Annotated in this window: 3 protein-coding genes; all 3 read right to left on the bottom strand. The window is 63.0% G+C overall.

Going from position 1 to position 3,670, the window contains the following annotated elements; translation table 11 throughout:
• Nucleotides 1-189: 189 nt before the first annotated feature.
• A complete protein-coding gene (locus BSZ14_RS18565) occupies nucleotides 190-741 on the bottom strand; it encodes a GNAT family N-acetyltransferase (protein WP_010408831.1) in 552 nt (183 codons plus the stop codon).
• Nucleotides 742-782: 41 nt separating this feature from the next.
• Nucleotides 783-3,476, bottom strand: coding sequence for a TonB-dependent receptor plug domain-containing protein (locus BSZ14_RS18560; protein ID WP_007406879.1), 2,694 nt, complete (start codon nucleotides 3,474-3,476; stop codon nucleotides 783-785).
• The coding region (locus tag BSZ14_RS19940; protein WP_206744350.1) for a hypothetical protein at nucleotides 3,473-3,670 on the bottom strand (198 nt) is incomplete at its 5' end. The genes BSZ14_RS18560 and BSZ14_RS19940, both read right to left, overlap by 4 nt.

Raw genomic sequence — 3,670 nt, 5'->3', positions numbered from 1 at the left:
ATTGGGAACCCCAGCCAGGATCACAGAAGGTGAGGGAGGGCACTTCACCTCTCGGGCGGCACCATTTCCCAAAACCTGTTCCCGATTGCGCTTTCTCGAAATGGACACCTGGCGACGGGGTTATGGGACTGGGGTCGTGTCGCCAAAGTCCTGAGTTCCGAGCGTCTCGTATGTCGCTATTTTGCGACATCACTGCAGTGACTTGCCCATCCGGACTAGCGGTACCGACACGCCATCTGCTGCTGCTGCAGCGATCGGCGCCTCCAGTCGCCGGTATCCGCACGCCGTGTAGAGCGGCTCCCCCGCCAGCGTAGCCATCATCTCTGAGCGAACGAAACCGGCGGTGCGCGCGGCGCTCTCGCACAAGTCTAAGATCATGCGGCCGAGGCCGCGCCGAACATAGCCAGGGTCAGTGTACATCGCACGGATCCGCGCCGCATCGATCGCCGGATCGAGGCGTTCGGGCTCTCGGGCCACGATGCTCGCGTCTCCTCCGAACAGCGTCTTGCGGTAACTCCACCCGCCACAGCCCGCGATCGTGTCCCCGTCGAGCAGCATGAAGTAGGTACCATCCCGCAGCAGTTGCGTGTCCAAACCCATTACCTGATGGCTGGCACGGATCTGATCAGGTGTCAGAAAACCTGATTGCAGCTGGTCGATGGCGCGGCGGATCGTGATCTTGAGGGCGTCCAGATCGTCGATCGTGGCGGTGCGTGGAGTAAGCTTCACGTCTTGTCCCATGAGAAGCGGTGAGACGGACCGATCCGCCTCACCGCTGCTTGTCAGTACTTCACGCGCAGACGCGTATAGTAGAAGCCGCCGTTGAATCCGAAGGGGCCGCCATTTCGCGGGTATACCTGACCATCAGAGGTCCCGCCGGTTAGCGGATAGATCTGCACGGTCGCGGTCGGAGCGAGCCGATCGGGCCGTTCGTCGGTGAAATTCTGCGCACCGACTGCCAGCGTGAAATGGTCGGCAAAGGTATAGCTCAGCTCGAGGTCGGTGGTGAACTTGCCGCCGAAACGCTGATTAGGCACGCCGTTGGTCTGACCGTAATCCTGCGCACTGGTGAACGAGCTATAATAGTTCTCGCGCACGTTGAAGCTCAGGTTGTCGAGCGACCAATTGCCATTGAATACCACACGGTGCTTGGGTGCTAAATTCTCCGCATCGATCAGCTGCGCCGCGCTGATGATCCGCGTGTTGTAGTCGACGACCTTGGTATCATTGTAATTGTACGCGATCGAAAAGTTGAGCAGTGCTTCGCTCAGCGTCGTGCGCCAGGTGCCGACGACATCGATGCCGCGGGTGCGCGTCTTGAACCCGTTGGTGAAATATTGCACCTGCCCGCCGACGCCGACTGGGAGCAGAGCGGGCTGCGCGGCGAGATCGGCCGCGGTGACGATGAACGGCGAGGTGAGGCCGATGCGGTTGCGCAGATCGATCTGATAGCCGTCAACCGTGATCGTCATGTTGGCGACCGGTTCCAGGATGAAGCCAGCGCCGTAGTTGGTCGACTTCTCCGGCGTCAGATCGCTCGCGCCGTAATATTGCGCCACTGCGGTGTTGGTCGGGTAGGTGCCGCTCTGGAATGCGACGCCGTTGTTGAACGAGGTCGTCACAATCGAGACGTTGGATTGACCGGGCGAAGGCGCGTGGAAGCCGGTGCCGATGCTGCCGCGGACAGAGAAGGCGTCAGCGAATTTGTAGAGCGCGTTGACCTTACCGACCCAGGCGTCGCCGAAGGTGTTATAATGCTCGTAGCGGCCGGCTGCACCGACCGTCAGCGCTTCGGTCAGATCGGTCTCGAGCCCGACGTACAGGCCATAGGCTTTCTGGCTGAACTTGCCCGCTGTCTGCGGGCTGGTGCCGGCATAGCCGCTCGCACCGACACCCTGCGCGGCGGTCGTGCCGGAGAAGGCGTACACGCCGGGCGCGGTCTGCGTGTAGAGCCGCTGCGCGACCGCGTAAGGACCGGCGGCATAGGATTGCTCGTCTCCGGCAGTCTGCTCGTAGGTTTCCTTGCGGAATTCACCACCGAACGAGATCGTCAGTGGCGCTGCGAGCCCGAGGTCAGCGGCATAGGTGAAGTCGGCGTTGGCGTTCACTTCCTTCTGGATCAGATCGCCGAAGTCGAAACTGGTCTGGGTCGCGGGACCGAAGGAGAAGTTGGCCGAGCTGTACATCGACAGCGCCAGCTTGTTTCGCGCCCAGGTGCCCGACAAGTCGTAGCTGAAGTCGCCGCTCGTCCCCTTGTAGCCGACTACGCCGTAGATCTCTTGCGACTTGCCGACGAAGCGCGGCGTGAAGCCTGCCGGATAGAGGTTGGCGAAACGGAAGGTGTTGGTGTCGCGCACGAAGCCGCCTGCAGGGCAAGTAGCGTTGCCGGTTGGACACGGCGTCAGGAAGAAGGTGTTGTTGAAGGCGCCGTTCGCGCCCTGGTTGCGCACCACGCCATTGGTGTCGACCGCGGTGCTCGATACGGGAGCGCGGTAGTTGAAGCTCTGGTTGCCCTTACTCTCGGCGTAATTGCCGAACGCGTAGAGCTTGCTGTTGTCGGTGACGTTGATCGCGGCGTTCACCACCGATTTGAACCCGTGCATGGGCGAATTGCCCCAGATCTGCACCGGTCCGGGAAAGTTCGGCAGTTGCGACGCGAGCGCGGGGAAGTTCTGCGCGAAATTGGCCGCCGACGGTCGCGTGACACCGCGGCTGGTCTGGCCCTCGTCGACGTATTCGGCGGTTGCGCTGATGAAGCCCCAAGTGCCTTTGAGGCCGGCGTTGCCGGCGATCTGGTAGCTCTCGCCGTCACCCGCGTAGTACTGGCCCGCCCGGCCGACGATCTCGATCCCCTGATCTTCGCGCAGACCGTAGTTCAGCACGCCGGCGATCGCGTCAGAGCCATATTGCGCGGTGGCACCTTCGCGCAGCACCTGCAGGCTGCCGATCGCGAGCGAGGGGATGGCGGAGATGTCCGGACCCTGCGCACCGCGCCCGAGCCCGGTATCGCTGCCGCCGTAGACCTGCACCAGCGCCGCGCGATTGTAGCGCTTGCCGTTCAGCATGACGAGCACCTGATCGCCCGCCAACCCGCGCAGCGACGGCGAGCGCACGAAGGTGGACGCGTCGGAGATCGAGTTCTGCCCGGCGTAGAACGAGGGCACGATGTTCTTCAGCTGGTCGATCATGTTCGCCGACGGCTGTGTCGTCAGTTCGGCCGCGCTGATGACGTCGACCGGTGATGGCGAGTTGGCCAGCGTGCGATCGGTGCGTCGCGTACCGAGCACGACGATGTCGTCGCTGGGATCCGCGGAGGCGGCAGTGCCGGCCGATGCCGACGCGTCCTGCGCCGCCTCCGCTTGCGGCAGGGTCGTTGTCGCCGCAGTTGTCGTCGCGACAGGCTCCGCCGCGTGCGCGGTACCGGCAGCAAGCAGCGCGAACGCGATCGCGCCAGCTGACGTGGTATGTCTGATCATCTGATGCTCCCTTGATGAGTGGCTCTCAGGCGTCCTTCCCCATGTTCCCGTTCCCGACCGCCGATTGAGCTCGGCGCGCCGGAACGCTTGATGATCAGCCCTGCAAATGTGGCGGTGTCGTTTGCTCGCATCGCCTGAAGCAACAATGGCCGCGTCGGCACTAGACTGACAAACAGAATCTTTCGCGTCTGCGC

The sequence above is a fragment of the Sphingomonas sp. Sph1(2015) genome (assembly GCF_001970915.1).
GTDB lineage: Bacteria > Pseudomonadota > Alphaproteobacteria > Sphingomonadales > Sphingomonadaceae > Sphingomonas > Sphingomonas parapaucimobilis.
This window is presented reverse-complemented; position numbering and strand designations above follow the sequence as displayed.